The 26,993-nt window shown below is 65.8% G+C and carries 26 protein-coding genes; 14 read left to right on the forward strand and 12 right to left on the reverse strand.

Annotation, left to right across the window (positions count from 1 at the left end):
- Positions 1–164 precede the first annotated feature (164 nt).
- From AC3WMR_RS28345 to AC3WMR_RS28375, 7 genes are all read left to right on the forward strand, one after another.
- Positions 165–2,141 carry an AMP-dependent synthetase/ligase gene (locus AC3WMR_RS28345; RefSeq protein ID WP_492266175.1) on the forward strand — a complete coding sequence of 659 codons (1,977 nt, stop codon included), beginning with the start codon at positions 165–167 and terminating at the stop codon, positions 2,139–2,141.
- A 5-nt stretch (positions 2,142–2,146) separates the two neighbouring features.
- The gene (locus tag AC3WMR_RS28350) at positions 2,147–2,944 is read left to right on the forward strand and encodes an ABC transporter ATP-binding protein (protein WP_025136584.1); all 798 of its coding nucleotides are present in this window, start codon (positions 2,147–2,149) and stop codon (positions 2,942–2,944) included.
- Between the two features lie 12 nt (positions 2,945–2,956).
- Positions 2,957–3,886, forward strand: coding sequence for a branched-chain amino acid ABC transporter permease (locus tag AC3WMR_RS28355; RefSeq protein ID WP_025136585.1), 930 nt, complete (start codon positions 2,957–2,959; stop codon positions 3,884–3,886).
- Positions 3,887–3,910: 24 nt separating this feature from the next.
- Complete coding sequence (locus AC3WMR_RS28360; RefSeq protein WP_025136586.1) at positions 3,911–4,975, forward strand: branched-chain amino acid ABC transporter permease; 1,065 nt, start codon at positions 3,911–3,913, stop codon at positions 4,973–4,975.
- Between the two features lie 116 nt (positions 4,976–5,091).
- Positions 5,092–6,432 carry an ABC transporter substrate-binding protein gene (locus AC3WMR_RS28365; RefSeq protein WP_263912922.1) on the forward strand — a complete coding sequence of 447 codons (1,341 nt, stop codon included), beginning with the start codon at positions 5,092–5,094 and terminating at the stop codon, positions 6,430–6,432.
- A gap of 56 nt (positions 6,433–6,488) precedes the next feature.
- On the forward strand, positions 6,489–7,331 hold the full coding sequence (locus AC3WMR_RS28370) for an ABC transporter ATP-binding protein (protein ID WP_492266176.1): 843 nt from the start codon (positions 6,489–6,491) through the stop codon (positions 7,329–7,331).
- A gap of 81 nt (positions 7,332–7,412) precedes the next feature.
- On the forward strand, positions 7,413–8,681 hold the full coding sequence (locus tag AC3WMR_RS28375) for a phenylacetate--CoA ligase family protein (RefSeq protein WP_492266177.1): 1,269 nt from the start codon (positions 7,413–7,415) through the stop codon (positions 8,679–8,681).
- A gap of 44 nt (positions 8,682–8,725) precedes the next feature.
- Here the strand turns inward: AC3WMR_RS28375 and AC3WMR_RS28380 are convergent, their stop codons facing one another.
- Genes AC3WMR_RS28380 through AC3WMR_RS28400 form a run of 5 tightly spaced genes read right to left on the reverse strand, consistent with a single transcriptional unit; the run spans position 8,726 to position 12,016 of the window.
- Positions 8,726–9,547 carry a sulfite exporter TauE/SafE family protein gene (locus AC3WMR_RS28380; protein ID WP_492266200.1) on the reverse strand — a complete coding sequence of 274 codons (822 nt, stop codon included), beginning with the start codon at positions 9,545–9,547 and terminating at the stop codon, positions 8,726–8,728.
- Positions 9,548–9,560: 13 nt separating this feature from the next.
- Entirely contained in the window at positions 9,561–10,799 is a 1,239-nt protein-coding gene (locus tag AC3WMR_RS28385) for an NAD(P)/FAD-dependent oxidoreductase (protein WP_492266178.1), read from the reverse strand.
- Positions 10,800–10,828: 29 nt separating this feature from the next.
- Positions 10,829–11,251 (reverse strand): DUF6691 family protein, encoded by a 423-nt coding sequence (locus AC3WMR_RS28390; protein WP_492266179.1) that lies wholly within the window; start codon positions 11,249–11,251, stop codon positions 10,829–10,831.
- A 1-nt stretch (position 11,252) separates the two neighbouring features.
- A complete protein-coding gene (locus tag AC3WMR_RS28395) occupies positions 11,253–11,684 on the reverse strand; it encodes a YeeE/YedE family protein (protein ID WP_492266180.1) in 432 nt (143 codons plus the stop codon).
- Positions 11,681–12,016 (reverse strand): ArsR/SmtB family transcription factor, encoded by a 336-nt coding sequence (locus tag AC3WMR_RS28400; protein ID WP_025136594.1) that lies wholly within the window; start codon positions 12,014–12,016, stop codon positions 11,681–11,683. The genes AC3WMR_RS28395 and AC3WMR_RS28400 overlap by 4 nt, the downstream gene beginning before the upstream one ends.
- Positions 12,017–12,143: 127 nt before the next feature.
- Between AC3WMR_RS28400 and AC3WMR_RS28405 the strand changes: the two genes are divergently transcribed.
- From AC3WMR_RS28405 to nhaA, 5 genes are all read left to right on the forward strand, one after another.
- Positions 12,144–13,007 (forward strand): MBL fold metallo-hydrolase, encoded by an 864-nt coding sequence (locus AC3WMR_RS28405; protein WP_492266181.1) that lies wholly within the window; start codon positions 12,144–12,146, stop codon positions 13,005–13,007.
- An 88-nt stretch (positions 13,008–13,095) separates the two neighbouring features.
- A complete protein-coding gene (pap, locus tag AC3WMR_RS28410; protein WP_492266182.1) occupies positions 13,096–14,562 on the forward strand; it encodes a polyphosphate:AMP phosphotransferase in 1,467 nt (488 codons plus the stop codon).
- A 20-nt stretch (positions 14,563–14,582) separates the two neighbouring features.
- Complete coding sequence (locus AC3WMR_RS28415; protein WP_025136597.1) at positions 14,583–15,032, forward strand: GNAT family N-acetyltransferase; 450 nt, start codon at positions 14,583–14,585, stop codon at positions 15,030–15,032.
- On the forward strand, positions 15,029–15,493 hold the full coding sequence (locus AC3WMR_RS28420; protein WP_025136598.1) for an HIT family protein: 465 nt from the start codon (positions 15,029–15,031) through the stop codon (positions 15,491–15,493). The genes AC3WMR_RS28415 and AC3WMR_RS28420 overlap by 4 nt, the downstream gene beginning before the upstream one ends.
- A gap of 147 nt (positions 15,494–15,640) precedes the next feature.
- Positions 15,641–16,861 (forward strand): Na+/H+ antiporter NhaA, encoded by a 1,221-nt coding sequence (gene nhaA / locus AC3WMR_RS28425; RefSeq protein WP_492266183.1) that lies wholly within the window; start codon positions 15,641–15,643, stop codon positions 16,859–16,861.
- Positions 16,862–16,975: 114 nt separating this feature from the next.
- Here the strand turns inward: nhaA and AC3WMR_RS28430 are convergent, their stop codons facing one another.
- From AC3WMR_RS28430 to AC3WMR_RS28440, 3 genes are all read right to left on the reverse strand, one after another.
- Complete coding sequence (locus tag AC3WMR_RS28430) at positions 16,976–17,824, reverse strand: lysozyme inhibitor LprI family protein (RefSeq protein WP_492266184.1); 849 nt, start codon at positions 17,822–17,824, stop codon at positions 16,976–16,978.
- A gap of 29 nt (positions 17,825–17,853) precedes the next feature.
- Entirely contained in the window at positions 17,854–19,062 is a 1,209-nt protein-coding gene (locus AC3WMR_RS28435) for a COG3904 family protein (RefSeq protein WP_492266185.1), read from the reverse strand.
- Positions 19,063–19,141: 79 nt separating this feature from the next.
- On the reverse strand, positions 19,142–19,807 hold the full coding sequence (locus AC3WMR_RS28440; RefSeq protein ID WP_492266186.1) for an N-acetylmuramoyl-L-alanine amidase family protein: 666 nt from the start codon (positions 19,805–19,807) through the stop codon (positions 19,142–19,144).
- A 391-nt stretch (positions 19,808–20,198) separates the two neighbouring features.
- Here AC3WMR_RS28440 and AC3WMR_RS28445 point away from each other — a divergent pair, with 391 nt between their 5' ends.
- Complete coding sequence (locus AC3WMR_RS28445; protein WP_025136604.1) at positions 20,199–20,984, forward strand: 3-hydroxybutyrate dehydrogenase; 786 nt, start codon at positions 20,199–20,201, stop codon at positions 20,982–20,984.
- 83 nt (positions 20,985–21,067) lie between these two features.
- Here the strand turns inward: AC3WMR_RS28445 and AC3WMR_RS28450 are convergent, their stop codons facing one another.
- The 3 genes from AC3WMR_RS28450 to AC3WMR_RS28460 form a co-directional block, all read right to left on the reverse strand.
- Positions 21,068–23,536 (reverse strand): TonB-dependent siderophore receptor, encoded by a 2,469-nt coding sequence (locus tag AC3WMR_RS28450; protein WP_492266187.1) that lies wholly within the window; start codon positions 23,534–23,536, stop codon positions 21,068–21,070.
- Between the two features lie 339 nt (positions 23,537–23,875).
- Positions 23,876–24,868 (reverse strand): FecR family protein, encoded by a 993-nt coding sequence (locus tag AC3WMR_RS28455; RefSeq protein WP_492266188.1) that lies wholly within the window; start codon positions 24,866–24,868, stop codon positions 23,876–23,878.
- Between the two features lie 11 nt (positions 24,869–24,879).
- Positions 24,880–25,386: an RNA polymerase sigma factor gene (locus AC3WMR_RS28460; protein WP_492266189.1), complete on the reverse strand. Its 507-nt coding sequence runs from the start codon at positions 25,384–25,386 to the stop codon at positions 24,880–24,882.
- Positions 25,387–25,563: 177 nt separating this feature from the next.
- On the opposite strand from AC3WMR_RS28460, the gene tenA reads away from it, so the two are divergent.
- On the forward strand, positions 25,564–26,226 hold the full coding sequence (gene tenA / locus AC3WMR_RS28465) for a thiaminase II (protein WP_492266190.1): 663 nt from the start codon (positions 25,564–25,566) through the stop codon (positions 26,224–26,226).
- A gap of 158 nt (positions 26,227–26,384) precedes the next feature.
- Here tenA and AC3WMR_RS28470 read toward each other — a convergent pair whose 3' ends face one another.
- Positions 26,385–26,972, reverse strand: coding sequence for a hypothetical protein (locus tag AC3WMR_RS28470; RefSeq protein ID WP_492266191.1), 588 nt, complete (start codon positions 26,970–26,972; stop codon positions 26,385–26,387).
- Positions 26,973–26,993 lie beyond the last annotated feature (21 nt).

Genomic DNA, 26,993 nt, shown 5'->3' on the forward strand with positions numbered 1-26,993 from the left:
ATACCCTAAAAGTTCCTTGAATGTCGCGATGGTGACAGTTGGTAGCAACCCAACCTTATACCTTAACTCCTGCCGTAAATCTAAAACCAACTGGTCAAGCGCGATATCGCCCGCGCCGCATCTAGCGGCTGCCGGCCCGGCGCGCCCAAACCGGAGGAGACAACGTGGCACATTCATCGCCCGCATCTGCACAGGTGCCGGCCGCGCTGGACACCTTTCCAGCGCTGCTGTTCGCGCATGCCGACGTGCGCGGGTCGCGGCCCGCGATACGAGAGAAAGATCTGGGGATCTGGCAAACCCTTACCTGGTCCGATGTGGCGGAGCACGTGCGCCAGGTGGCCCACGGCTTCGCGTCGCTGGGTATCCAGCCCGGCATGCACGTGGCCGTCATCGGTGAAAACCGCCCCCGCTTGTATATGGCCATGATGGCCGCGCAATCGCTGGGCGCGATTCCCGTGCCGCTCTACCAGGACGCCGTAGCCCAGGAAATGGTCTACGTGCTGCAGGACGCCGAGATCAGCGTGGCGGTGGTCGAAGACCAGGAACAAGTCGACAAGATGCTGGAAGTGCGCGAGCAATGCCCCGCGCTCAAGCATGTGGTGTATGACGATCCGCGCGGCCTGCGCCATTACTCGGACGCGATGCTGCTGTCGTACGAAAAGCTGGAGGAGCTGGGCCGCGACTACGCCACGCAGCATCCCGACTTCTTCGCGCGCGCCGTGGCTGCCGTGCAGCCGCACGACGCGGCGGCGATGTTCTATACGTCGGGCACCACCGGCAAGCCCAAGGGCGTAGTGCTGACGCACCATGCGCTGATCGACCGTGCCCGCGCCGTGTCCGACATGGAAAAGCTGACGGACCAGGAAGACGTGCTGGCGTATCTGCCCCCGGCCTGGATCGGGCAGAACATGTTCTCGTACACGCAGCTGCTGGTCACGGGATTTACCGTGAACCATCCGGAATCGCCCGACACCGTGTCGATCGACATGCGCGACATCGGCCCTACCTACTATTTCGCGCCGCCGCGCGTGCTGGAAGGCTTGCTGACCCATGTGATGATCCGCATGGAAGACGCGGGCTACATCAAGCGCAAGCTGTTCCAGGCCTGCATGAAGCTGGCCCGCCGCGTGGGCACCCGCATCCTGGACGGCGAATCCGTCAACGCTTGGGACCGACTGCGCTACGCGCTGGGCAATGTGCTGATCTATGGTCCGCTGCGCAATGCGCTGGGCATGAGCCGGGTGCGCGTGGCCTATACGGCCGGCGAGGCCATCGGCCCGGACCTGTTCGTGTTCTACCGGTCCATCGGCATCAACCTCAAGCAGCTCTACGGCTCGACCGAAACGTCGGTGTTCGTGTGCGTGCAGCCCGACGGCCAGGTGCGCGACGACACGGTCGGCCCGCCCGTGGCGGGCGTGGAGATCCGCGTGGCCGACAACGGCGAAATCCTGGTCAAGAGCCCGGGCCTGTTCAAGGAGTACTACCGCAATCCCGCGGCCACCGAAGAGGCGCGCAGCGCCGACGGCTGGTTCCATACGGGCGATGCGGGCTACCTGGACACCGACGGCCAGCTCAAGATCATCGATCGCGCCAAGGACGTGGGCAAGCTGGCCAACGGCAGCCTGTTCGCGCCCAAGTACCTGGAGAACAAGCTCAAGTTCTTCCAGCACATCAAGGAAGCGGTGGCCTTCGGCGCCGACCGCGAGGACGTGTGCGCCTTCATCAACATCGACCTGGAAGCCGTGGGCAACTGGGCCGAGCGCCGCGGCCTGCCCTATGCCGGCTATACCGACCTGGCGGGCAAGGACGAGGTGTATCAGCTGATCGCAGAGTGCGTCGAGCAAGTGAACGCGGACCTGGCCACCGACCCGAAGCTGTCGGCCTCGCAGATCAGCCGCTTCCTGATCCTGCACAAGGAACTGGACCCCGACGACGACGAACTGACGCGCACCCGCAAGGTGCGGCGCGCCTTCATCGCGCAGAAGTACGGCGTGCTGATCGATGCGCTGTTCGGCGGCAAGTCGTCGCAGTACATCGAGACCGAAGTGAAGTTCGAGGATGGGCGCACCGGCAAGATTTCCGCCGACCTGCGTATCCATCCGGTCAAGACGTTCCCCGCCATCACCGCCCGAGCCGCGTAAAGACCATGAGCAACAACGACCGCGACCAGCGCATCGGCGACGTGATGCTGGATATGCAGAACATTTCGCTGTCCTTCGGCGGCGTCAAGGCGCTGACGGATATCTCCTTCAATGTGCGCGAACATGAAATCCGCGCCATCATCGGGCCCAACGGCGCGGGCAAGAGCTCGATGCTGAACGTCATCAACGGCGTCTACACGCCGCAGCAGGGCGGCATCGAATTTCGCGGCGAACGATTTTCCCGCATGAACCCGCGCCGCGCCGCCGAAATGGGCATCGCCCGCACGTTCCAGAACCTGGCCTTGTTCAAGGGCATGAGCGTGCTGGACAACATCATGACCGGCCGCAATCTGCGCATGAAGTGCGGCCTGCTGTCCCAGGCATTCCGCCTGGGCGCGGCCGAGCGCGAAGAGATCGAACACCGCCAGTTCGTCGAGAACATCATCGACTTCCTGGAGATCCAGGCGTTTCGCAAGACGCCGGTCGGACGCCTGCCCTACGGTCTGCAAAAGCGCGTGGACCTGGGCCGCGCGCTGGCCATGGAACCGCGCCTGTTGCTGCTGGACGAGCCGATGGCCGGCATGAACATCGAAGAGAAGCAGGACATGAGCCGCTTCATCCTGGATGTGAACGACGAGTTCGGCACGACGATCGTCCTGATCGAGCACGACATGGGCGTGGTGATGGATATTTCCGACCGCGTGGTGGTGCTGGACTACGGCAAGAAGATCGGCGACGGCAAGCCGGACGAAGTCCGCGCCAACGAAGACGTCATCCGCGCCTACCTCGGCGTGTCGCACTAAGGCGGACGAGACATGGGATTTTTTCTAGAGACCTTATTCGGCGGCCTGATGAGCGGCATGATGTATGCCCTGATCGGCCTGGGCTTCGTGCTGATCTTCAAGGCATCGGGCGTCTTCAACTTCGCGCAAGGCGCCATGGTGCTGGTGGCCGCCCTGTCCATGGCGCGCTTTTCCGAATGGATACCGCGCTGGTTCGGCTTCGAGAACATGATCCTGGCCAATGTGCTGGCGTTCATTGTCAGCGCGATCCTGATGTTCCTGTTGGCGGTGGCGATCGAACGCTTCGTGTTGCGCCACCTGGTCAACCAGGAAGCCACCACGCTGCTGATGGCCACGCTGGGCATCAGCTACTTCCTGGACGGCCTGGGCCAGATCTCGTTCGGCAGCTCGGTGTATTCCATCAACGTGGGCATGCCGAAAGATCCGTGGATGATCCTGGACTCGGTATTCGAAGGCGGGTTGCTGATCAACCTGGAAGACCTGACCGCCGCGGTCATCGCGGCGCTGCTGGTGGCGGCGCTGGCGCTGTTCTTCCAGTTCACCTCCACCGGCCGCGCGCTGCGCGCCGTGGCGGACGATCACCAGGCCGCGCAGTCCATCGGCATTCCGCTGAACCGCATCTGGGTCATCGTCTGGTGCGTGGCCGGCCTGGTCGCGCTGGTGGCCGGCATCATCTGGGGATCGAAGTTCGGGGTGCAGTTCACGCTGTCGACCGCGGCGCTGCGGGCGCTGCCGGTGGTGATCCTGGGCGGCCTGACGTCCGTGCCGGGGGCCATCCTGGGCGGCCTGATCATCGGCGTGGGCGAAAAGCTGTCCGAGGTGTATCTGGGGTCGCTGGTGGGTGGCGGCATCGAAATCTGGTTCGCCTATGTGCTGGCGCTGGTGTTCCTGCTGTTCCGTCCGCAAGGGCTGTTCGGCGAGAAGATCATCGACCGCGTTTAAGCCCCGGCCTTCTAGGATAAAAACATGTTCTATCGCGAAAACGGCCAATTCAAGACCAGCTATCGCGCTGACCAGCAGATCTTCCCGATCCGCCAGGACCGCATCTTCATCTGGCTGCTGCTGGCCGTGGCGTTCATCGCCATCCCGGCACTGTCCAGCGACTACCTGCTGCGCGCCATCCTGATTCCGTTCCTGATCCTGTCGCTGGCCGCGGTGGGCCTGAACATTCTGGTGGGCTATTGCGGCCAGATCTCGCTGGGCACGGGCGCCTTCATGGCGGTGGGGGCCTATGCGGCCTGGAACTTCGGCGTGCGCTTTCCCGGCATGCCGCTGATCATCCAGATCCTGCTGGGCGGCTGCTTCGCCACGCTGGTCGGCGTCATCTTCGGCATTCCCAGCCTGCGTATCCGCGGCCTGTACCTGGCCGTGGCGACCCTGGCGGCGCAGTTCTTCGTCGACTGGGCGTTCCTGCGCATTCCGTTCTTCACCAACTATTCGTCGTCGGGCAACGTGTCGGTACCGCCCCTGACCGCCTTCGGCCTGCCGGTGCAGAGCGCGCTGGAAAAGTACCTGTTCGTGCTGATCCTGGTGGTGATCTTCAGCCTGTTGGCCAAGAACCTGGTGCGCGGCGCCATCGGCCGCCAGTGGATGGCCATCCGCGACATGGACGTGGCCGCCTCGGTCATCGGCATCCGCCCCATGTACGCCAAGCTCACCGCGTTTGCGGTCAGCTCGTTCATCGTGGGCGTGGCCGGCGCGCTGTGGGGCTACATCCACCTGGGTTCGTGGGAACCCCTGGCGTTCGACCTGACGCGCTCGTTCCAGCTGCTGTTCATGGTGATCATCGGCGGGCTGGGGTCCATCATCGGCAGCTTCTTCGGGGCGGCCTTCATTGTGCTGGTGCCGGTGGCGTTGTCCAACGTGCCGCACATGCTGGGCCTGCCGCTGTCGGTGGACACCGCCGCGCACATCGAACACATGGTGTTCGGCGCGCTGATCGTGTTCTTCCTGATCGCTGAGCCGCATGGGCTCGCCCGGCTGTGGAGCATCGGCAAAGAGAAACTGCGCATCTGGCCTTTCCCGCATTGATTTCTGCGGGCCACGGCGGCAAAAGCGCCGCGGCCCACATCCTGAATACCCGGCTCCAGACCGGGCCAACCCCGGTGTCCGAGGGTTTATTGACCCAAACACCACGCAGGAGGTAAATGGAGATGAAGCGTCTTAACCTGAAGTTGGCGGCAGCCTTGGTGGCCGCAGCCGGCGCCGTGACCGCGGTGGCCACGCCGGCGATGGCGGCGGAAGAGCAGTTCGTTCCGTTGCTGGTGTACCGCACCGGGTCCTTCGCACCCCTGGGCATCCCCTGGGCCGACGGCAAGCTGGACTACCTGAAGCTGGTCAACGAGCGCGACGGCGGCGTCAACGGCGTCAAGATCACCTACGAGGAATGCGAAACCGCCTACGCCACCGACCGCGGCGTGGAATGCTACGAACGCCTGAAGGGCAAGGGCACCGGCGCATCGGGCTTTGACACCCAATCCACCGGTATCACCTTCGCCGTCAGCGACAAGGCCATGGTCGACAAGGTGCCCGTCGAGACGATGGGCTACGGCCTGTCGCAATCGGTGGACGGCAGCGTGTTCGAGTGGAACTTCCCGCTGCTCGGCACATACTGGACCGCCGCTGACGTGATGATCCAGGACATCGCCAAGAAAGAAGGCGGCATGGACAAGCTCAAGGGCAAAAAGATCGCCCTGGTCTACCACGACTCGCCGTACGGCAAGGAACCGATCCCGCTGTTGCAGAAGCGCGCCGCCAAGGAAGGCTTCGAGCTGCTGCTGTACCCGGTGACCGCGCCGGGCGTGGAACAGAAGTCCACCTGGCTGCAGATCCGCCAGGCCCGTCCGGCCTACGTGCTGCTGTGGAGCGCGGGCATCATGACCCCGACCGCCATCCGCGAAGCGCAAGCCAGCGGCTATCCGCGCGACAAGATGTACGCCATCTGGTGGGCCGGCTCGGAAGGTGACGTGAAAGACCTGGGCGACGTCGCCAAGGGCTACAACGCCATCACCGTGCACAACAGCGGCGCCGAGCACGACAAGGTCTATGACGACTTGAAGAAGTACGTCTACGACAAAGGCCAGGGTTCGGACAAGTCGGGCAAGACCACGCTGGGCACCATCGCCCATACCCGCGGCATGATGATTTCGATGCTGCAGGTGGAAGCGATCCGCACCGCACAAGAGAAGTACGGCAAGGGCAAGGCGCTGACGCCCGAGCAGGTGCGCTGGGGCTTCGAGAACCTGAACATCACCCAGGACCGGTTGAACCAGCTGGGCTTTGGCCAGATCATGCGTCCGGTCAAGACCTCGTGCAGCAACCACAAGGGTGACGACTGGGCCCGCATCGTGCAGTGGGACGGCGCGAAGTTCAAGGTCGCCTCGGACTGGTACCAGGCCGACAAGACCCTGCTGGACCCGATGGTCAAGGAAGCCGCGGCGAAGTACGCCAAGGAAAAGAACATCACGCCCCGCACTTGCGAGAACTGATGTGAACCGGCGGCCGGCGCATCCGCGTCGGCCGCCACCATGCCGCAGGAAACGCCATGACCGCAGCAACCACTACCGCTACTACCGCCAGCGCCCCCAAGGTGCTGCTCGATGTGAACGGCATCGAGGTGATCTACAACCACGTCATCCTGGTGCTCAAGGGCGTTTCCCTGCAGGTGCCGGAAGGCAAGATCGTGGCCCTGCTGGGCGCCAACGGCGCCGGCAAGACCACCACGCTGCGCGCGATCTCGAACCTGCTCAAGGGCGAACGCGGCGACGTCACCAAAGGCCACATCCAGTACCGCGACCAGCGCATCGAAAGACTGTCGCCGGCCGAGCTGGTCAAGCGCGGCGTCGTGCAGGTGATGGAAGGCCGGCATTGTTTTGCCCACCTGACCATCGAAGAGAACCTGCTGACCGGCGCCTACACCCGCAACATCAGCCGGGGTGACACCAACGCCGCGCTGGACCGCGTGTACCAGTATTTTCCCCGCCTGAAACAACGCCGTGCCAGCCAGGCCGGCTATACGTCGGGCGGCGAGCAACAGATGACCGCCATTGGCCGCGCGCTGATGGCCAACCCCAACATGATCCTGCTGGACGAGCCGTCGATGGGCCTGGCGCCGCAGATCGTCGAAGAGATCTTCGAGATCGTGCGCGACCTGAACCAGCGCGAGCGCGTCAGCTTCCTGCTCGCCGAGCAGAACACCAACATCGCGCTGCGCTATGCCGATTACGGCTACATCCTGGAAAACGGGCGCGTGATGATGGACGGCGCCGCGCAGGACCTGGCCCAGAACGAGGACGTCAAAGAGTTCTACCTGGGTATTTCCAGCGGCGAACGCAAGAGTTTCCGCGACAACAAGTTCTACCGCCGCCGCAAACGCTGGCTGGCCTGATCCCTGGAGCGGCAAGCCGGCGCGGTCCGGCCTGCCGCCGGCAACGACACCGCAGTACGGCACACGAGAGGGTGCGATCCCATGTCCGAGTTTTTCGATGTTCTGGAAACCCGAGCGCCCGAGCAACGCGAGCGCGAGCTGATGGCAGCCCTGCCCGCCGCCATCGCGCGGGCAATCGCCCGTGCACCGGCGATTGCCGAGCAGCTGCGCGGCATCGATCCCGCCACGGTCACGTCCCGCGCCGCACTGGCGCGCCTGCCCGTGCTGCGCAAGCACGAACTGCTGGAACGCCAGCAGCAGAGCCGCGATGACGCCGCGCGCGCCGCCGGCCCCGGCAAAGCCTTTGGCGGCTTCTCGGCCATCGGCTGGGGCGAAGCGATGCGGGTGTTCGCCTCGCCCGGCCCGATCTATGAACCGGAAAGCGCCCGCGCCGACTACTGGCGCTTTGCCCGCGCCCTGTACGCGGCCGGCTTCCGCGCGGGTGAACTGGCGTACAACTGCTTTTCGTATCACTTCACCCCGGCCGGCTCCATGATGGAAACCGCCGCGCATGCCGTGGGCTGCACCGTATTTCCCGGCGGCACCGGCCAGACCGAACAGCAGGTGCGCGCCATCCAGGACCTGGCGCCCAGCGGCTACACCGGCACGCCCAGCTTCCTGAAGATCATTCTGGAAAAGGCCGACGAACTGGGCGTGAAGCTCGATTCGCTGCGCCGCGCGCTGGTGTCGGGCGAGGCCTTTCCGCCGTCGCTGCGCGATTGGCTGGCCGCCCGCGGCATCGAGGGCTACCAGGCCTACGGCAGCGCAGACCTGGGCATGATCGCGTTCGAGACCCCGGCCCGCCAGGGCCTGGTGCTGGGCGAAGACATCATCGTCGAGATCGTGCGCCCCGGCACCGGCGAACCCGTGCCCGATGGCGAGGTCGGCGAAGTGGTCGTCACCACGCTCAACCCGGACTACCCGCTGGTGCGGTTCGGCACCGGCGACCTGTCGGCCGTCATGCCCGGCATCTCACCCTGCGGCCGCACCAACACCCGCATCAAGGGCTGGATGGGCCGCGCCGACCAGACCACCAAGGTGCGCGGCATGTTCGTGCATCCGTCGCAGGTCGCCGACGTGGTGCGGCGCCATCCCGAGATCCTGCGGGCCAGGCTGGTCATCAGCGGCACTACCGGCTCGGACCGCATGGTGCTGAAAGTGGAATCGCGAGTACGCGGCGAAGAACTCAGCGCCCGCATCGCGGAATCCATGCGCGACGTCACCAAGCTGCGCGGCGACGTGGAATGGGCCGACGCCGGCGCCCTGCCGAACGACGGCAAGGTCATCGACGACATCCGTACCTACGAGTAATGCGGCGATCCGGCCGGTGCCGCGCGCGCCGGCCGTGGGCCTGCCTAGGCGGCCAGCGCCATCACGGCCTTGACCAGCATGGCCGCGGCCACCAAGGCCGCGAACAGCGCGAAGCTTTGCTGCAGCCGGCGCGGCGCAAAGCGATCCGCCACCGCGCGGCCGGCCAGCATGCCTACCACCGCGGCCACCGTGAAGGGCAGCGCGATGGCCCAATCGAGGTGGCCGCCCGCGGCCGCAGCCACCACGCCGCTGGCCGACACCAATGCAATCACGGCCAATGACGTCCCGACGATGGCCTGCATCGGCAGGTCGGTCGCGCGGCGCAGCGCGGGCACGATGACAAAGCCCCCGCCCACCCCCAGCAACCCCGACAGGAATCCGGCGATGACGCCCGTGCCGGCCAGCGCACGAGCGCAAGGCGCGGTCCAGCGCAAGCGGCCGGTGTCCGAATTGAGCAGGCAGGGTGGCGTGCGCGGCGGTGCGGCCGTGGCAGCCGCCGCGCCGGAGCCCTGGCGCCACATGCGCCAGGCCACCATGCCCAGCACGCCGGCAAAGATGATGGCCAGCGGCGCGTTGGGCAGCCGCCGGGCGGCCCACAGGCCCAGCGGCGACACCACGATGCCGGTCGCCGCGATGAAGCCGGCGGCGCGGTAGCGGACCTTGCCGGCCCGCAGCCCCAGCACCGCCCCCAGCGCCGCCGACAGGCCCACGGCCAGCAGCGCGATCGGCGCGGCCTGCGACACGTTCAGGTGCAGCCCGAACACCAGCAGCGGCACCGCCATGATGGCCCCGCCCGCCCCCGTCAGGCCCAGGATCAGGCCTACACCGCCACCCAGCCCCAGGCTGATGAGCGTCACCGAATACATCATGCTGCCCCGCTCAGTTACCCAACGGACGGGCCAGCCACTCGCGGCCCTTGAGCATGCCATTCCAGTAGATCCAGGGCAGCATCGTGGCCTTGAGGAACCAGGCGCTCTTGCGCGCCACGGTCGGGTCCAGCGGGAACGTGGGCAGAAGCTTGCCGCCGTAGCCGAATTCAGCCAGCACGATGCGACCGCGTTCGACCGTCAGCGGGCACGAGCCATAACCGTCGTAAGCAACCGGCAGCGCATGGCCTTCACGCACCGCCAGCAGGTTCTCGGCCACCGTGACGATCTGCTTGCGCGCCGCCGCGGCCGTCTTGGCGTTGGTGGTGCTGATGCCGTCGCCCAGGCCGAAGACGTTGGCATAGCGCACGTGGCGCAACGTGGCCGGGTCGACCTCGCACCAGCCGGCGGCGTCCGCCAGCGGGCTCTGGCGCAGGAAATCGTGCGGCACCTGGGGCGGCACCGCGTGCAGCATGTCGAATGTTTTCTCGACCCGCGTCACGGCGCCCTCGGCGTCCTTGACGTCGAACCAGGCCTTGCGGCCCGGGCCGTCCACGGCCACCAGCGCCGAGTTGAAGGCCAGCGAAATGCCGTAGCTGTCGACGTAGCGCATCAGCGGCGGCACGAAGGTGGGCACGCCGAACAGCACGGCGCCGGCCAGGTCGAATTCCACCTGGATACGGTCCAGCACACCGGTGCGGCGCCAGTGGTCGCACGCCAGGTACATGGCCTTTTGCGGCGCGCCGGCACATTTGATGGGCATGGCCGGCTGCGTGAACAGCGCCGTGCCGCCCTTCAGGCCGCGCACCAGTTCCCAGGTGTAGGGCGCCAGGTCGAAGCGGTAGTTCGAGGTGACGTTGTGCTTGCCCAGCGTGTCCGTCAGGCCGTCGACCTTGTCCCACGCCAGCCGCAAGCCCGGGCAGACGATCAATTGCTGGTAGCTGACGGCGCTGCCGTCGGCCAGCCGGACCTGGTTGGCCTCGGGTTCGAAGCCGGCGGCGGCCGCCTGCAGCCAGGTGGCCCGGCCCGGCATCACCGCGCGTGTCGGGCGCACCGTCTTGGCAATGTCAAACGCGCCGCCGCCCACCAGCGTCCAGGCGGGCTGGTAGTAGTGCTTGTCGCTGGGCTCGATGACGGCAATGCGCAGGTCGGGCCGGCGACGCAGCAGGCTGGCGGTGACGCCGATGCCCGCCGATCCGCCGCCCACCACCACCACATCGAAATCGCGCTGCGCCTGTGCGGCTGTCTGCATGCTTGTCTCCTGTTGTCGGCGCCGCCCCGTCAGGGCTGGCGCCTGAAATATTCAATGGCTGAAAACAGCCCCATGCCAACGACCATGGCGGCCACGAACACCCCGGCTTCGCGCACGCCGGCCGCGGCCGCCACCAGCGCAGGGCCGGGGCAGAAGCCCGCCAGCCCCCAGCCCGCGCCGAACGCCAGGCTGCCGGCCATCAGGCGCACATCGATGCGCGACACGGTGGGCCAGTGCAACGGCTCGCCGGACAGGCTGGCGCGGCGGCGGCGCACCCACGCCAGACCCGGCGCGGCCACCAGCACGGCGCCGCCCATGACCCACGCCAAGGACGGATCCCAGCGGCCGGCCAGGTCAAGAAACCCCAATACCTTGGCGGGATTGGCCATGCCGGAAACGATCAGGCCCAGCCCGAAGACCAGGCCCGCAGCGAAGGCGAATAGCGCAGGCATGTCAGGCTCCGATCAGGTGGCGCACCACGTACACCGTGACAAAGCCCGCCCCCATGAAGAGCGCGGTGGCCACCAGCGACCGGGCAGCGCCGCGCGACAGGCCGCACACGCCATGGCCGCTGGTGCAACCCGATGCATAACGGGTGCCCAGGCCCACGAGCAGGCCGGCGACTATCAACCGGCCGGTGCCGGCATCCACCGAGATGGCGGGCAATTCCGCCGTCAGGCGATAGAGCCACGGCGACACGGCAAGACCCAACAAGAACGCCAGGCGCCAGGCGCGGTCACGCCCGGGGGGCAGCAGGCCGCCCAGGATGCCGCTGATGCCGGCAATGCGGCCAGCCCCCAGCATCAATCCCACGACGGCGGCGCCGATCAGCAGGCCGCCCGCCGCAGCCGTCCAGGGAGTGAAGGCGGCCCAATCGACCATCATTTCAGCGACGCCATCGCGCGGCCGCAGTACAGGCTGGAAAGGGTTTTCATGACCTGGCTGACTTCGAAGCTGGCCATCTGGTAATAGACGTACTTGCCATCACGGCGCGTAGCCACCAGGCCTTCGTCGCGCAGCACGCCCAGTTGCTGCGACAGGGTCGGCTGGCGGATGCCGGTCAGGGATTCCAGTTCGCCCACGTTGCGTTCGCCCTGCACCAACTGGCACAAGAGCAGCAGCCGGTCTTCGTTGGCCAGTGCCTTGAGCAGCGCGCAGGCCTGGGAGGCGGATTCGCGCAGCACGGCGACTTCGCATTCGGTCAGAGGGGCATTCATTTGATGAGGATCAATCGGCCGGATAGGATTTGATCATTATATTGACGCATAAACTATCCAACAATATTATTGAAAAATATATATTGTCAGAAGTTGACGGCCGTCTCACGGCCAAGGCGCCTTGCCCATGAATCCCCAGATCCAAGCCTTTTTCGACCCGGCCACGGCCACCGTCACCTACGTGGTCCACGAAGCCACGCCGGGCGGCGCCTGCGCCATCATCGATTCGGTGCTGGACTACGACCCCAAGTCCGGCCGCAGCAGCACCGCCAGCGCCGACCGGGTCGTGGCCTATGTGCGCGATCACGGCCTGAAAACCGAATGGCTGCTGGAGACCCATGCCCACGCCGATCATCTGTCGGCCGCGCCCTACCTGCAGCGCCAGCTGGGCGGCGTGATCGCCATCGGCCAGAGCATCCGCACGGTGCAGGGCGTGTTCAAGCAGATCTTCAACCTGGAACCGCAGTTCCAGCTGGATGGCTCGCAATTCGGCCATCTGTTCACGGATGGCGAGACCTTCCGCATCGGCACGCTGACGGCCACCGCCCTGCACGTGCCCGGCCACACGCCGGCCGACATGGCCTACCGCATCGGCGACGCGGTGTTCGTGGGTGACACCCTGTTCATGCCCGACGTGGGGACCGCGCGTTGCGACTTCCCGGGCGGCGATGCCCATCAGCTGTATCAGTCCATCCAGCGCCTGCTGGGTCTGCCCGCCGACACCCGCCTGTACATGTGCCACGACTACCCGCCCGCCGGACGCGAGGCCACCTGGCAGACCACCGTGGCCGAACAGCGTCGCAGCAACATCCACGTGCACGACGGCGTGGCCGAAGACGACTTTGTGGCCATGCGCACGCGGCGCGACGCCACGCTGTCGATGCCCACCCTGATCCTGCCCGCCATCCAGATCAACATCCGCGCCGGCCACCCGCCCCCGCCCGAAGACAACGGCGTGCGCTACCTCAAGATTCCCCTCGACTCGCTGTAGGCCGCAGGCGTCGGCCACGCACTTGCGCGCTGCCGGGATATCCCGCAAGATCGCCCGATCGCACGATTGCCGACCTGACGGATCCCCTATGTTCGCCGAAGCCGAAGCCGACCCCAGCCTGTCGAAAGAAGACTTCAAACCCCTCGAAGCGCGGCTGCGCGTGGCGCTGTTGAACGCGCAATACCAGCGCCTGCAGAAGGCCGAGAAATCCCTGCTGGTGGTGGTGGCCGGCATCGATGGCGCCGGCAAGGGCGCCACGGTCAACCTGCTCAATGAATGGATGGACCCGCGTCACATCAAGACGCTGGCCTACGGCCCGCCCGAAGGCGACGAGCTCGACCGCCCGCCCATGTGGCGCTACTGGAAAGACCTGCCGCCCAAGGGCAGCACCGGCATCGTGTTCGGCTCGTGGTACACGCCACTGATCCGCGAAGCCGCACGCAAGAAGCCCAACCAGGATCACATCGAAGCGCAGTCGGTGGCCATCCGCCGCTTCGAAGCCATGCTGGCCGCCGAGGGCGTGCAGATCATCAAGCTGTGGTTCCACCTGTCGTCCGAAGCCCAGCAGGCCCGCGCCCAGCGCCTGTTGGCCAGCCCCGAGACCTCGTGGCAGGTCAGCCCGGTGGACCTGAAAGTCCACAAGAAATACGACCGCATCCGCAACAGCGGCCAGGTCGTCATCAACCATACCGACAGCGGCCACGCGCCCTGGGTCGTCATTCCCAGCGCCGACGAGAACATGCGCGCCGCGCGCACGGCCGAAGCGGTGCTGGCCGCCATGCGCCAGCACACGGTGCCGCGCATTCCCGCGACGTTCGTGGCGCACACCGGCCCGGCCCGCATCCTGGATCGCCTGGGCCAGCTCGACTACGACGCCAAGGTCGATCGCGACGACTACGAATCCGAACTCGGCCTGCTGCAAGGCCGGCTGGCGCGCGCCGCCCGCTCGAAGAAATTCCAGGGGCGCTCGCTGGTGCTGGTGTTCGAAGGCCAGGACGCTGCCGGCAAGGGCGGCGCCATTCGCCGCATCACCCATGCGCTGGACGCGCGACAGTTCGACATCACCCCCGTCGCCGCGCCCAACAGCTATGAATTGGCGCGCCCCTACCTGTGGCGCTTCTGGCGCCATGTCCCGCGCCTGGGCCGCATCGCCATCTTCGACCGCTCCTGGTACGGCCGGGTGCTGGTCGAGCGGGTCGAAAAACTCACGCCGCCGTCGCAATGGCGCCGCGCCTACGCCGAGATCAACGACTTTGAAGGTCAGTTGGCAAGCAGCGGCGCACTGGTGCTGAAGTTCTGGTTGGCCGTCACGGCCGACGTGCAACTTGAACGCTTCAAGGATCGCGAGAAATCGCCCTTCAAGAATTTCAAGATCACCCCCGACGACTGGCGCAACCGGGACAAATGGAAGGAATACGCCGCGGCCACCAACGAAATGCTGGCCCGCACCGACGTCCAGCACGCCCCCTGGCATCTGGTATCGGCCAACGACAAGCGGTACGCTCGCCTTCAAGTGCTGCGGCACATCGTCGAAGCCCTCGAAAGCCAACTCTGACCGACAAGAGGACCTGCCCCATGAGTTCCGCCGACATCCGCCCCGTGGTCGCCGCCGATTTCGACGTCTGGCTGCCCCTCTGGAAGGGCTACCAGGATTTCTACCGCGTCGACATCGCCGATGCCGTCACGCGCAACACCTGGGCGCGCTTCCTGGACCCCGCCGAACCCATGCACGCGGCCCTGGCCTACGACAGCGGCAAGGCGGTCGGCATGGTGCACTGGATCTTCCACCGGTCCACCTGGACCGCTGGCGACTACTGCTACCTGCAAGACCTGTATGTCGACCCGGACACCCGCGGCACCGGCGCCGGCCGCAAGCTGATCGAACACGTCTACGCCCAGGCCGCCGCCGCCAACTGCGCCCGCGTGTACTGGCTGACCCACGAAACCAACGCCACGGCGATGCAGCTGTACGACCGCATCGCCGACCGTTCCGGCTTCATCCAATACCGCAAGGTGCTGCCGTGAGCGCGCGCGACCCCAACTGTCCGCTCTGCCAGGAAGAGGGCGGCACACTGCTGTGGCGGGGGCCGCACCTGCGCCTGATCGAAGTCGACGACCCGGACTACCCCGGTTTCACGCGCGTGATCTGGAACGCCCACCTGGCCGAGATGACCAGCCTGTCCACCCACGGACGCGACCTGCTGATGCGGGCGGTGTACGTGGTGGAAGAAGCGCAGCAGTCGATCCTGTCGCCTGACAAGATCAACCTGGCGTCGCTGGGCAACATGGTGCCGCACCTGCACTGGCACGTGATTCCGCGCTGGCGCGGCGACCGCCATTTTCCCGACCCGATCTGGGCGCCCCCGCGCATCGCCAAGGGCAGCGAACCCGCCGAATGGGCCGACCGCCAGGCCCGCGTGCAGGCGCTGTTGCCGCGCTACCGCAACCGGCTGGTCGAAGCCATGAACGCGTTGCTGTGGCATTGAATCGCCACGACAACGCCTCTGTAGAAATTTCCGAAAATTAATAGGTAGTTCGCCGAAATTCCCGATATTTGACGACTGTCATACGCCTTTAAGGTAAAATTCAGCTTCTTGAATTGAATCGCTTCAAAGGCAATAAAGGATGCTCCAGTGACCCTGCAGGCCCCCCCATCGTCGTCCCGGCCCGTTTCATTCCTGCAGGCGTTCCTCCGCTCAGAAGCCCTGGGCGGATACGTGTTGATGCTGGCGGCCGCCGCCGCCCTGGTCATCGCCAACAGCCCGCTCGCCCCGCATTATTTCGAGGTCCTGGGCACCAAGCTGGGCTTCCACGTGGGCACCGTCATGCTCAAGGAGTCCGTGCTGCACTGGATCAACGACGGCCTGATGGCCGTGTTCTTCCTGCTGGTCGGCCTGGAAATCAAACGCGAAGTCCTCGACGGCCAACTGCGCGGCATATCCCGCATCGTGTTGCCCGGCATCGCGGCGCTGGGCGGCATGGTGATGCCCGCCCTGATCTACGTGCTGGTCAACCTGGGCAGCTCCGACACCCTGCGCGGCTGGGCCATTCCCGCCGCCACCGACATCGCCTTTGCCCTGGGCATCCTGGCGCTGCTGGGCAGCCGCGTGCCCACGTCGCTCAAGATCTTCCTGACGGCCCTGGCCATCCTGGACGACCTGGGCGCCATCGTCATCATTGCGCTGTTCTACACGTCTGAACTGAACCTGTTCGCCCTGGCCCTGGCCGGTGCGCTGCTGGCCTGCCTGTTCTGCCTGAACCGGGCCGGCGTGCTGCGCCTGACGCCCTACCTGCTGATCGGCGTGGTGCTGTGGTATTTCGTGCTGAAGTCCGGTGTGCACGCCACGCTGGCCGGCGTGGCGCTGGCGCTGACCATCCCGCTGCGTCCGCAGAATCAGGGCCACGCCGGGGCACATTCGCCGCTGCATGCGCTGGAACACGCGCTGCACAAGCCTGTCGCTTTGCTGATCGTGCCGCTGTTCGGTTTCGCCAACGCCGGCGTGTCGTTTGCCGGCATGGGCCTGTCCAGCCTGGCGCAGCCCGTGCCGCTGGGCGTGGCGCTGGGCCTGTTCCTGGGCAAGCAGCTGGGCGTCTTCGGCTTTGCCTGGCTGGCCATCAAGACCGGCATGGCCAGCCTGCCGCGCCATGCCAACTTCACGCAGCTGTACGGCGTGGCCCTGTTGTGCGGCATCGGCTTCACGATGAGCCTGTTCATTGGTGCACTGGCCTTTACCGACCCGGCCGCCATCGACGCCACCAAGATCGGCGTGTTGACCGGGTCGCTGGCCTCGGCCGTGGTGGGGTTCCTGCTGCTGCGCGCCAACGGCAAGCCGGTGGCGGACACGTCCGCCTGACCTTGCTGTACGGCGCCCGCAATACCACGCATGACCAAGCAGTGGTACAGCGGGGCGCATTGCGGCACGATGCCAAGCACCGCGCGGAGCGACGCGCCAACGCCTGACGCCGCGTTACTTGCCCGCGGACGTCGGGTTCGACAACGGGAACGTCTTGTCCGTCAGGCAAGCCTGCAGCCACGTGTAGTCGTCGCTGTCGTCGATATCCACAGCCAGCTTGGCCAACGGCGATGTTGGGTAATCGACCTTGTGCACCTCGGGGCCAGTGTTCCAGTGGGCATCGTCCGCGATGCCGCCCGGGCAGTTGGCGTCATTGCCGTTGAACGAGCACGAGGCCACCGGCACCGGCTTGTTGTCGACCAGCTTGGCCACATAGCGCTGCACGTATACCGAACCCGTGGCCCAGTAGTCTTCCACGCTGCAGACGCGGTCGTTGTTCTGGTAGTGGCGGATCGCAAAGCAGCCGTAGACCTCATACGGCGGCAACACGTCGCAAGACACGTCGTAGCCCGAGAACGGCCCGCCCGTGAACTGCTTGCGGAATTCCCGCTGCCGCAACGCCGCGCTGATCATGGTGGGCGTGGCGCTGTTTTTCGGATGCGCCGTCAGATCCGCCGCGCGGGCCGCGATCAGCTTGGCCGCGATACTGCCCGGCGTGGCGTCATCATCCTGCAGCGAATCCGGGTTGTCGGCCAGCCGCTCCAGCGCACGGTCGCGCGCGTTCACCCATTGGCGCTGGCCATCCTTGATCGCCGTGCGGATCTCGTCGTCGGGCGCCTGCTTCAACAGCGCCGCATAGGCCCGATTCAGCTCGGCATCCGCCGCCACGGCCTTGCGGTCCGAGCAGATCAGCTTCTCGGCCTGCGTGCCGGCCTTCTGGCAGTTGATGGCCATGGCCTGCGCGGACAACAGGCCCAGGCCCATCACGCACAACCACTGTGCCGCGCGGATTTTCAAACGCATTGCAATGCTCCCTGGCATCGGCCACTGCCTTAGCGGCTGATGACCTCGCTGTCTTCCATGACGATGCGGTAACGGTTGCGCAGGTCAAGGACGTAGGTGAAATTCGACGTTCCGGTGGCGGTCTTGCCGCGTTCCGGGCTGGATACCTTGTAGTCGTACAGGCCGACCACCATGCACATCTGATCCTGGCACTTGGCCTTCAGTGAATTCTGGTCCACCACGAAGCGACGCACCGGCCAGCGGGCGAAATACGCCTGCTTGTCGGCCAGGATCTCGGACTTCGGACGCTTCTTCTTGAAGTAGTCGACCGTATCGGCGTAGAACTCCCGCGTGAAGTTCATCGCTTCTTCGTTGGTGCCGCTGCCTGCCTGGATCATCAGGGCAGCGGCATTGATCGCCTTTTGCTCGTCGGAAATCGCGGCCGGCGCGGTTTCCTTGGGCATGTAGGGATTGGGCACCGGCGCGGGCGCCTGGGCGGGCGCAGGGGCGGACTGGGCGGGCTTGCGCGGCGGCAGGCGCGGCTCGTCGTCAGGGGCCTGGGCCTGCGAGGGCGCGGCGGCGGGTTGCTGCGCGGGGGCCGGCACCGGCGCGCTGCGCGGGGCGGCCTGCTGCGGCGCGTTGCTGGCCGTTTGCACGTTGCCCGTGCGGTTGATGCCGTACTTGATGATTTCCTGTGGCGAGAAGAAATACATTTCCTTGGACGGCGTGCTGAACATGATGCCCAGCACATCGGCCGACACGCCGTACTTCGGCAGGGTCGCGACGATGTCCGACACGCCGAACTGGGCCTGCTCGCCGGTCATCTCGGGCGCGGTGATCTGATGCACGCCCAGACGCCCCTCGGCCAGGCGCTGGCGTCCGGCAAAGAACACGAACGCGCACGCCGACGCACAGTAGCTGTCCTTGGGAATGTAGGTGTTCAGTCCGCGTTCGTAGACTTCTTCGGCCACCACCAGCCCGATATGGACCAGGCCGCCCCCGTTGTTCTGCAGGATGAGGGTGGAAATGGTCGGATGCTCGCGCAGCGCCTTTTTCAGGTTCAGCATGTCGTTGGCGCCCACGGCACCCACGTAGATCAGCAAGTTGGGCTGGCTGGGCAGGAAGAAAAACGGGCCGTAGCGCTCCGGTTCCTCTTGCTGCGGCGCGCCCGCCGGCGTCTGCGCCGTGGCGGGCGACAGGGCCGCCAGGGACATCGCCACGCTCAACCCTACTGCCGTTAGTGTTCTTTTCAGCATCATCAGTCCTTATCCACGGAACGCCTATTGCAGCGGGATTTTATCCATCCCGCCGGGCAATGCCACCCCGCGCCGCCCTCCGCTACCGCTTCTGGCAGGCTTGCGTGCCGTCCGCGATGGCCTGCGCCACCCGCTGGATGGTGTCGGACCGGGCCAGGCGGGCCTCTTCGTCGGGGTTCACGATCACGCCGGCCTCGACCAGCACCGCCGGCATGGCCGCGGTCTTCAGGACCGCCAGGCCATCATAGCGATGCACGCCCAGGCGGCGGTCCAGCAGCGGACGGTTTTCGCCCGCGATCGGTTCAGCGTGGTACAGCGACGGTTTCTCGCCGGCGGCCACCAACGCCTCGCCGATCGCGCGGGCGCAGCGCAGGCTGTCTTCGTACTTGGGATTGAGCTGCGACACAAAGATGGCGAAGCCCGCGAATTCACGCTGGCGGCCCGCGTCGATGTACTTCTGCTGCATCGAATCGTGGTGAATCGAAATGAAGAAGTCCGCGTCCGGCGCCGTCAGCGCCCGCCGCCCCAACGCGATCTCGGCGCCATCGGCCGACACCCGCGTCACGCGGTCGCCCCGCCGCTTCAGGTCGGTGGCCACCGCGGCGCTCAGGTCCAGGTTGTACTGGTATTCGACCCGGCCGCTGGCGCCCGTGGCGCCCGGCTGCTTGGGCGTGTGGCCCGTGTCGACCACGATGTAGGCGGCCTGCGCCGACAACGCCGCCCACCCCAGGCAGGCCCCGGCAATCATCTGCCGCGCCACGCGCCCCGCCCTCGATCCCGCTGCCCTGACGCCCACCTGACCGCTCATGACTGATGACACGCTTGTCTTCGCTCTGTAAGAAATGAAGGCCCCTGGTCTGTCGCAGGGCCTGAATCCGGCGGATTCTCGCGCAGCCGGCGCCAACCGGCAATGGCCGATTTCGGCGCGCGCGCCCGCTTGGTAACAGCGCCCGGGACGCTGCGCGGCCCGTCCTGACATGCCACCCGCGCCACGGCCTGCCACGCGGAAGCAAATGACATAAAAAGTTACCCAGCGCGCGTTCAGGCCGCTCTCATCCTGGGGCGCTACCATCAAGGCATGCCCCACGCATCCGCGGGCGCTACCCGGCTCGCGGCATCCTTACCCGGAGGTTCCCAGCATGAGCAATCTGAACGGAAAAGTCGCGGTCGTCACCGGCGCCGCCAGCGGTATCGGCAAGGAAATCGCGCTGACCCTGTCACGAGCAGGCGCGGCCATCGCCATCGCGGACTTGAACCAGGCCGGCGCCGACGCCGTGGCCCGAGAAATCGAACAAGCCGGCGGCAAAGCCATGGGCGTGGCCATGGACGTCACCAACGAAGACGCCGTGAACCAAGGCATCGACCGTGTGGCAGCGGCCTACGGCAGCATCGACATCCTGATCTCGAACGCCGGCATCCAGATCGTGAACCCCATCGAGAACTTCGCATTCTCGGACTGGAAGAAGATGCAGGCCATCCACGTGGACGGCGCCTTCCTGACCACCAAAGCCGCGCTCAAGCACATGTACAAGGACAACCGCGGCGGCGTGGTGATCTACATGGGCTCAGTGCATTCGCATGAAGCCTCGCCGCTGAAGTCTGCCTACGTGGCCGCCAAGCACGCCCTGCTGGGCCTGGCGCGCGTGCTGGCCAAGGAAGGCGCGGCCCACAATGTGCGTTCGCACGTCATCTGCCCCGGCTTCGTGCGCACGCCCCTGGTCGAAAAGCAGATTCCCGAGCAAGCCAAGGAACTGGGCATCAGCGAAGAAGACGTGGTCAAGAAAGTGATGCTGGGCGACACGGTGGACGGCGTTTTCACCACCGTCGAAGACGTGGCACAGACCGCACTGTTCCTGTCCACCTTCCCCAGCGCCGCGTTCACCGGCCAATCGTTCGTGGTCAGCCACGGGTGGTACATGCAATAACGCCGTCAGGCGCGGCCGGCACCCGCCGCCGCGCCAGGCGTTCTGCACAGCCGGCGCACACGATGGCGCGCCGGCGGCCTTGCCTAGAACTGATAGCGCGTCGTCAGCAGGAAGCTGCGCGGCGTGCCGTAGTAGTTGCCACCGTTATTGCCCTGCATCGATTCAAAGTAGCGCTTGTCGAACAGGTTGTTGACGTTGAACTGGATGTCCAGCTGCCGGTTCACCTTGTACCCGGCCACCAGGTCCGCCACCATGAACGGCGACTGCTTGAGCTCGTACCCTTCGCTGCCGGTCAACGACTGCGTCGACGTCTTGCTTTGCGCGCGCACCGCGCCGCCCAGCCGCCACTTCTCGTAAGCGCCGGACAGGTGATACATGGCGGCGATCTTCAACTGATGCTGCGGAATGTAGCTGGCATAGGGTTGCCCCTGCGCGCCGTCGATGCCGCCCGATGTCACCTTGGCGCGGGTATACGAATAGCCGATGCCCACGTTCAGGCGCGGCAACAGCTCGCCATTGACGTCGATTTCCACGCCTTCGCTCTTGACCTTGCCCACCGCCCGATAGCAGTTGGTGGCGACAAAGCACGACGGGATGTCGGTCACTGCCTGCGGCAGGTTCGACTGCGTAGTCGAGAACACCGCGATCGCGGCATTGATACGCTCATCCAGATAGCTGCCCTTCAGGCCGACTTCGTAGTTGGTGCCTTCCACCGGCTTGAGCACCGTGCCGGACGTGTCCAGGTAATACTGCGGCTTGAAGATGCTGGAATAGCTGGCGTAGACCGAGTGGTTGTCGTTCAGGTCGTAGGTCAGCGCCGCGTAGGGCGTGAAGTGCTTGTCTTCGCTGAACTTGCGATGACTGCTCCAGGCGCCCTGGTACTGACTGTTGTCGAAATCGAACCAGTCCAGGCGCGCGCCCAGGATCATGCTCAGCGGATCCGCCAGGCGGAAGCGGCCCGTGGCATAGGCCGAGGTCAGTGCCGACCGCTGGTCGCGGCGCCACAGCGTGTCTTTCACGAAATCGGTGCGGCGGATCGAATCCGGGTTCCAGGTGTACGGATTGACGCCACCCAGCATGTAATAGCCGTCCGGCGTATCCAGGTAACTGTAGCCATCGTCGCGCCAGGTGTCCTTGCGATAGCTCGCGCCCAGCGCAATATCGTGAAAGCGGCCGAACAGTTTGACCGGCCCCTGCGCCGACACGTCAAAGCTCTGCTGCTTCTTGTCGTAGTCGTAGCGCCCGCCCATCACGTCGTACAGCATATTGCCCTGCTCGTCGTAGCTGCCGCTGACGAAATAGGCGCCATCCAGCGCCGACTTCGCGTTCACCGAACGCGCGGCGGCCTTGGCCACCCAGCCGCTGTCGAACGAATGCTTCAACTCGGCGAAGACGCTGTTTTCCTTCTTGTCCCAATAGCTCCACGATGGCGAAAAGCGCCGCGACCGGCGGATATCCAGCGGCGAGCCATCCGGCGCGGTGGGCACGCCCATCCATTCCGAACCCGGATTGTCTTCGGTGTTGGAATGCCCACCCAGGCTTAGCGTGGTGCGCGGCGTCAGGTCGATGTCCAGCACGCCGTAGTACAACTGCTTGCGGCTGCTGTAGCCGTCGATGAAATAGTCGCGTGACTGCTGCGACGTGACAAAGCGCCCGCGCACCGAGCCACTGTCGTTCAGCGGACCGCCTGCATCGAACTCCCCCAAGAAATTGTTCCAGTTGCCGGCGCGCCCGGTCAGGATGAACTGCGCCGTGTCGGTCGGCTGCTTGCGCACGAAATTGATCGCGCCCGACGGGTCGCCCATGCCCGTCATCAAGCCGGTCGGGCCGCGCACCACTTCGACGTGGTCATACATGGCCGTGGTGCTGTAGGTGGACGTATCCGTCTCGTACGTGACCGGCATGCCGTCCAGCAGGAACGTATTGATCGTGAACCCGCGCGAAAAATAGCGCGAGCGGTCATTGCTCCAGTGGTTCACCGTGACGCCCGTGGTGCTGTTGGCCACGTCGTCGATGGTCTGCATCGCAAAGTCATCCAGCTTCTGGCGCGTGACCACGCTGACGGACTGCGGCGTTTCCTGGATGGTCAGCGGCAGCTTGGTCGCCGTATTCATCGCGCCCGTGGTGTAGGACCCCGTGCCTTCCGTCATAGCGTTGCCCTTGCCCACCACCGTGATGCTCTCCATCACCACGCTGCTGTCATTGGGATCGCGCGACAGCGCGACCGTGCTGCCCTTTCGTTCATAGATCAGCCCCGAGCCCACCAGCAGGGCCTGCAGCGCCTGGTCGGGCGTCAGGTTGCCCGACACGGCAGGCGCCCGCAGATTGCGCACGGCGTCCGGTGAATAGGCCAGGTCCCACGAAGCCTGCTTGGCGAGCTGGATCAGCGCGCTTTCCAGCGACTGCGCGGGCATGTTCAGCTGCAGCGCCGCTTCCTGCGCCTGCGCGGCAGCGAATGGCACGCCTGCCGCCAGCAACAGCGACAAGGCCAGCGCGCCCACGCCACGGGCAGGCGGCGCGCAAGAACGGAGTCCAACGGATTTACGGTTCACGGAACAAGCTTTCCTGATGATTTTCTGGGAATCGACGCCCGCCGGCCGACGTGTCGGCCCGCAATGCTGGCGATGCACGGCAACGCCAATCAGCGCGCCTGTCTGCAAGACGCCGCCGCGCGCCAAATCCCTGATGAAAATCTCCCGCTCAATTGAAACTAAGTGAAACCGGCACAATGCGAGCGATGACGGTGGAGCCCACGCGTAGGGCGCAAGCCTCCCGGCGTGCGTTGCTCGCCACCTGAAAAAGCAAAGGGAAAGGCGGTGTGATCCGGATCTGATCCGGCCGGCCCGGAGCCCGTGGCTCGCCGGCCATATTCGCCAGCAGCGACCGCCTGTTCAGCGTCCCAGGATCGTGACGACGCCGTCCGCCGCCGTCTGCACGCGTACCGGCGCGATCGCCGGCAAGAGCTCCAGGAACGCTTGCGGATTGTCCACGTTGAAGACCCCCGAAATCCGGATGCGCCCGACCTTGGCGTCGGCCACACGCATGTCCTTGCGGCCATACCGGTTCATCTCGGCCACCGCGTCGGCCAGCGGCTGATCGCGGAACACCGCCCGGCCCGCCTGCCAGGCCAGCAGATTGGGCACATCCACCTTTTCCGACGGCGACAGGCCGCCATCCGCAAGCGTATGCGTGCCCTGCCCGCCAACCAGTTGCACCTGGCTGCGATTCCACCAATGGCCGGCCTTCACGTCCACCGTGCCGGAATCCACCGCGACCCGCACCGCGCCGGCATCGCGCCGCACGTTGAAGCGCGTGCCCGTGACACGGATCGTGGCGTTTCCGGCTTCGACATAGAACGGCCGCTGCGCGTCCGGCGTCACCGAAAACGTCGCCTCGCCCGCCTCCAGCTCGACCACGCGGCGGTCGGCGTACAAGCGCACCGACAGGCGCGTCGCCGTATTCATGTCCACCACTGACGCGTCCGGCAATGACGCCTGCTGACGTTGTCCCGCCTGGGTCGCGTATTGCTGCGCAAAGCCCGGCGACGCACCCAACCATTGCGGCAACGCCACGGCGGCCACCAGCGCGGCGCACGCCAGTCCCAATCCCAACGTCAACGAACGACGCAGCACGGGCCGGCGCCGTGGCGCCGGGGCAGGCTCGGCTGCCAGCGCGCGCAGCTTGGCCGGATCCACCAATGCCATGCCGTTCCAGACCCCGCAGGCGCGGCGGTATTCCAGGTCGTGCGCCGGGTCTGCTTGCCGCCAGGCGTCGAACTGCCGCTGCTGCGCCGGGTCCATCTGCCCCGAACGCACGCGCGCGAACCAGAACGCGGCAGCGTCGCGCGGGTCACGCAGCAGAACGGGGTCGATGGGATCAGTCATTGCGCGGCGAATCAATCGGGGCAGAAGCGTTGCAGCTGTTCGCGCATTTCGCGGGTGGCGTCCATGATATAGCGTTCAACCGTATTGAGCGCCAAGCCCATGCGCTGCGCGATCTCGGGCTGCGAATAGCCTTCCAGACGGTGCCACACATACGCCTGCCGCTTCTTCAGCGGCAAGCTCGCCAACGCCTGTTCCAGCGCATCGGCCAATTGCCGGGCCCGCACCCCGGACTCGGGATCGTGCAGCAGCGGATGGTCGTCGGCCGACAGCGATTCCAGCGGCGTCTCCGGGTGGCGCGACTGCCGCCGGATCTCGCTGATCAGCCGGTTCTGCGCCGCCCGGTACAGATACGACTTGGCGTCCAACGCCGCCGCGCGGGTGTCGGTCAGCATGTGCGCCATCACATCCTGCGCCGCGTCCTCGGCGTCGCTAGGCCGCGAATTGCGCTTGGCCCACGAGCCCACCAGCTCGCCGTAATAGGCAAGCCAACCTTTCAGGGGGTTGGTGGAGCGGGACATGGGGCCGAACGTCGCGTCAAGGCAAAAGGACGGCCATATTAACAATGATTCTCAATTAATGAATACACTGGCCGCTGCCGGCCCCGGTGCGGCGCATCGCGCAACACCTGATACCCTGGGGCCCGTCACCGCGGCTCGCACCCTGGCGCGCCGCCCGTTTTTGCCTTGAGGAATGCCATGACTTTCAGCTCTGACGCCTGGGCGCGCAACGCCGCGCTGTACGACAAAACGCGCACCATGCCGTTCAATCAGGAACTGGCCAGCGGCCAGCTCAGCGAGCAGGCGTTTCGGCATTACATGATCCAGGACGCGCATTACCTCTTGGCCTTCGGCCGTGCCCTGGCTGTGGCCGCCGCCAAGGCCGACCACGCCGACGGCGTCGTGCAATTTGCCGATGCCGCCAAGAACGCCGTGGTGGTCGAGCGCAGCCTGCACGAAGGCTTCATGAAGCAATTCGGCATCGACGCCCAGACCTTTGCGTCCACCCCGCTGTCGCCCGCCAGCCACCACTACACCAGCTTTCTCATCGCCACCGCCTGGAGCGCGCCGTACCCCGTGGCCCTGGCCGCGCTCTTGCCGTGCTTCTGGATCTACGCCGAAATCGGCCGCGACATCCATGCGCGCGCAACCCGTCCCAATCCGTATAGCGCGTGGATCGATACCTACGCCGGCGAAGAATTCCATACCTTGGTGCGCGAAGTGATTGCGTCGGTGGACCAGGCGGCGGACAAGGCGTCAGCGCAAACGCGCGAGGACATGCATCGTGCCTACACGCATGCGGCGCAACTGGAATGGATGTTCTGGGACTCGGCGTACCGGTTGGGGGAATGGCCGGTTTGATCGCCGTTTGTCGGCCTGTCGGTGCAACGGGTTTCACCGGCCGCGCAACGCCGCACCTGTGAATTCCGGGGTTGGCAGTCAGGCCATCAGGACAAGGCGGGGAGTTCAGGGGCCGACGGATCGGCAGGCGAGCAGAACGCGCCGCGCCCTGACCGCCATCAGACCTTAGGCAACGCCGTCGGGGGAGGCTCCGGGCAGGGCGCAGCCGGCATCAACGACACCTGCCGCTCGGCCAGACTGGCGTCGGGCGCAGTGATGTCTTGCACCACGACCTTGCGCTGCTCCACATAGACCTCGTAGTCCTTGCCCGGGGCCGGTGTGAAGTAGGCGGCATTCTTCGTCTCATACCGGCTCATGGTCACAGTCCCGTAGGGTCCGGCGTTTTGGTACGTGCCGCCGACCTGACCGTAGATGGTCACCGGGATACCCGCCTTGATGACGAATTCGTCGAACACCAGCCCCGTAATATTGGGCGACGCCGGCATGCCGACGCTACCGCTGCCACGCATATGCGAACGCTGGATCGTTTCCAGGCCTTCGCCATGCCCGAACAGGCCGGAAGCCGGCAAGAAGCAAGTCCGATCGAAATCCAGCCGGATGCGATCTGCCGTGTACACGTACACGCGGATCCGGGCACTGCTGCCCGCATCGTAACGGCTGAGAATATTGGGATTGGTGGCAGAGCAACCTGCCAAGGCGCCGCCCAGCAACAACGCGGGCGCTACGGAACGCAACACAGCAATCATTCGCGACTCATTAAAAAAAAT

It is taken from the genome of Achromobacter sp. FW305-C-28 (assembly GCF_058783235.1).

Excerpts from the sequence above, each read along its gene's own strand:
- AC3WMR_RS28350 (WP_025136584.1), top strand. The coding sequence starts at position 2,147 with ATGAGCAACAACGACCGCGACCAGCGCATCGGCGACGTGATGCTGGAT.
- AC3WMR_RS28470 (WP_492266191.1), bottom strand. The coding sequence starts at position 26,972 with ATGATTGCTGTGTTGCGTTCCGTAGCGCCCGCGTTGTTGCTGGGCGGC.
- AC3WMR_RS28415 (WP_025136597.1), top strand. The coding sequence starts at position 14,583 with ATGAGTTCCGCCGACATCCGCCCCGTGGTCGCCGCCGATTTCGACGTC.
- AC3WMR_RS28375 (WP_492266177.1), top strand. The coding sequence starts at position 7,413 with ATGTCCGAGTTTTTCGATGTTCTGGAAACCCGAGCGCCCGAGCAACGC.
- AC3WMR_RS28360 (WP_025136586.1), top strand. The coding sequence starts at position 3,911 with ATGTTCTATCGCGAAAACGGCCAATTCAAGACCAGCTATCGCGCTGAC.
- AC3WMR_RS28435 (WP_492266185.1), bottom strand. The coding sequence starts at position 19,062 with ATGATGCTGAAAAGAACACTAACGGCAGTAGGGTTGAGCGTGGCGATG.
- AC3WMR_RS28400 (WP_025136594.1), bottom strand. The coding sequence starts at position 12,016 with ATGAATGCCCCTCTGACCGAATGCGAAGTCGCCGTGCTGCGCGAATCC.
- AC3WMR_RS28405 (WP_492266181.1), top strand. The coding sequence starts at position 12,144 with ATGAATCCCCAGATCCAAGCCTTTTTCGACCCGGCCACGGCCACCGTC.
- AC3WMR_RS28395 (WP_492266180.1), bottom strand. The coding sequence starts at position 11,684 with ATGATGGTCGATTGGGCCGCCTTCACTCCCTGGACGGCTGCGGCGGGC.
- AC3WMR_RS28460 (WP_492266189.1), bottom strand. The coding sequence starts at position 25,386 with ATGTCCCGCTCCACCAACCCCCTGAAAGGTTGGCTTGCCTATTACGGC.
- AC3WMR_RS28440 (WP_492266186.1), bottom strand. The coding sequence starts at position 19,807 with ATGATTGCCGGGGCCTGCCTGGGGTGGGCGGCGTTGTCGGCGCAGGCC.
- AC3WMR_RS28455 (WP_492266188.1), bottom strand. The coding sequence starts at position 24,868 with ATGACTGATCCCATCGACCCCGTTCTGCTGCGTGACCCGCGCGACGCT.
- AC3WMR_RS28385 (WP_492266178.1), bottom strand. The coding sequence starts at position 10,799 with ATGCAGACAGCCGCACAGGCGCAGCGCGATTTCGATGTGGTGGTGGTG.
- AC3WMR_RS28390 (WP_492266179.1), bottom strand. The coding sequence starts at position 11,251 with ATGCCTGCGCTATTCGCCTTCGCTGCGGGCCTGGTCTTCGGGCTGGGC.
- AC3WMR_RS28365 (WP_263912922.1), top strand. The coding sequence starts at position 5,092 with ATGGAGATGAAGCGTCTTAACCTGAAGTTGGCGGCAGCCTTGGTGGCC.
- AC3WMR_RS28370 (WP_492266176.1), top strand. The coding sequence starts at position 6,489 with ATGACCGCAGCAACCACTACCGCTACTACCGCCAGCGCCCCCAAGGTG.
- AC3WMR_RS28380 (WP_492266200.1), bottom strand. The coding sequence starts at position 9,547 with ATGTATTCGGTGACGCTCATCAGCCTGGGGCTGGGTGGCGGTGTAGGC.
- AC3WMR_RS28445 (WP_025136604.1), top strand. The coding sequence starts at position 20,199 with ATGAGCAATCTGAACGGAAAAGTCGCGGTCGTCACCGGCGCCGCCAGC.
- tenA (WP_492266190.1), top strand. The coding sequence starts at position 25,564 with ATGACTTTCAGCTCTGACGCCTGGGCGCGCAACGCCGCGCTGTACGAC.
- AC3WMR_RS28355 (WP_025136585.1), top strand. The coding sequence starts at position 2,957 with ATGGGATTTTTTCTAGAGACCTTATTCGGCGGCCTGATGAGCGGCATG.
- AC3WMR_RS28430 (WP_492266184.1), bottom strand. The coding sequence starts at position 17,824 with ATGCGTTTGAAAATCCGCGCGGCACAGTGGTTGTGCGTGATGGGCCTG.
- pap (WP_492266182.1), top strand. The coding sequence starts at position 13,096 with ATGTTCGCCGAAGCCGAAGCCGACCCCAGCCTGTCGAAAGAAGACTTC.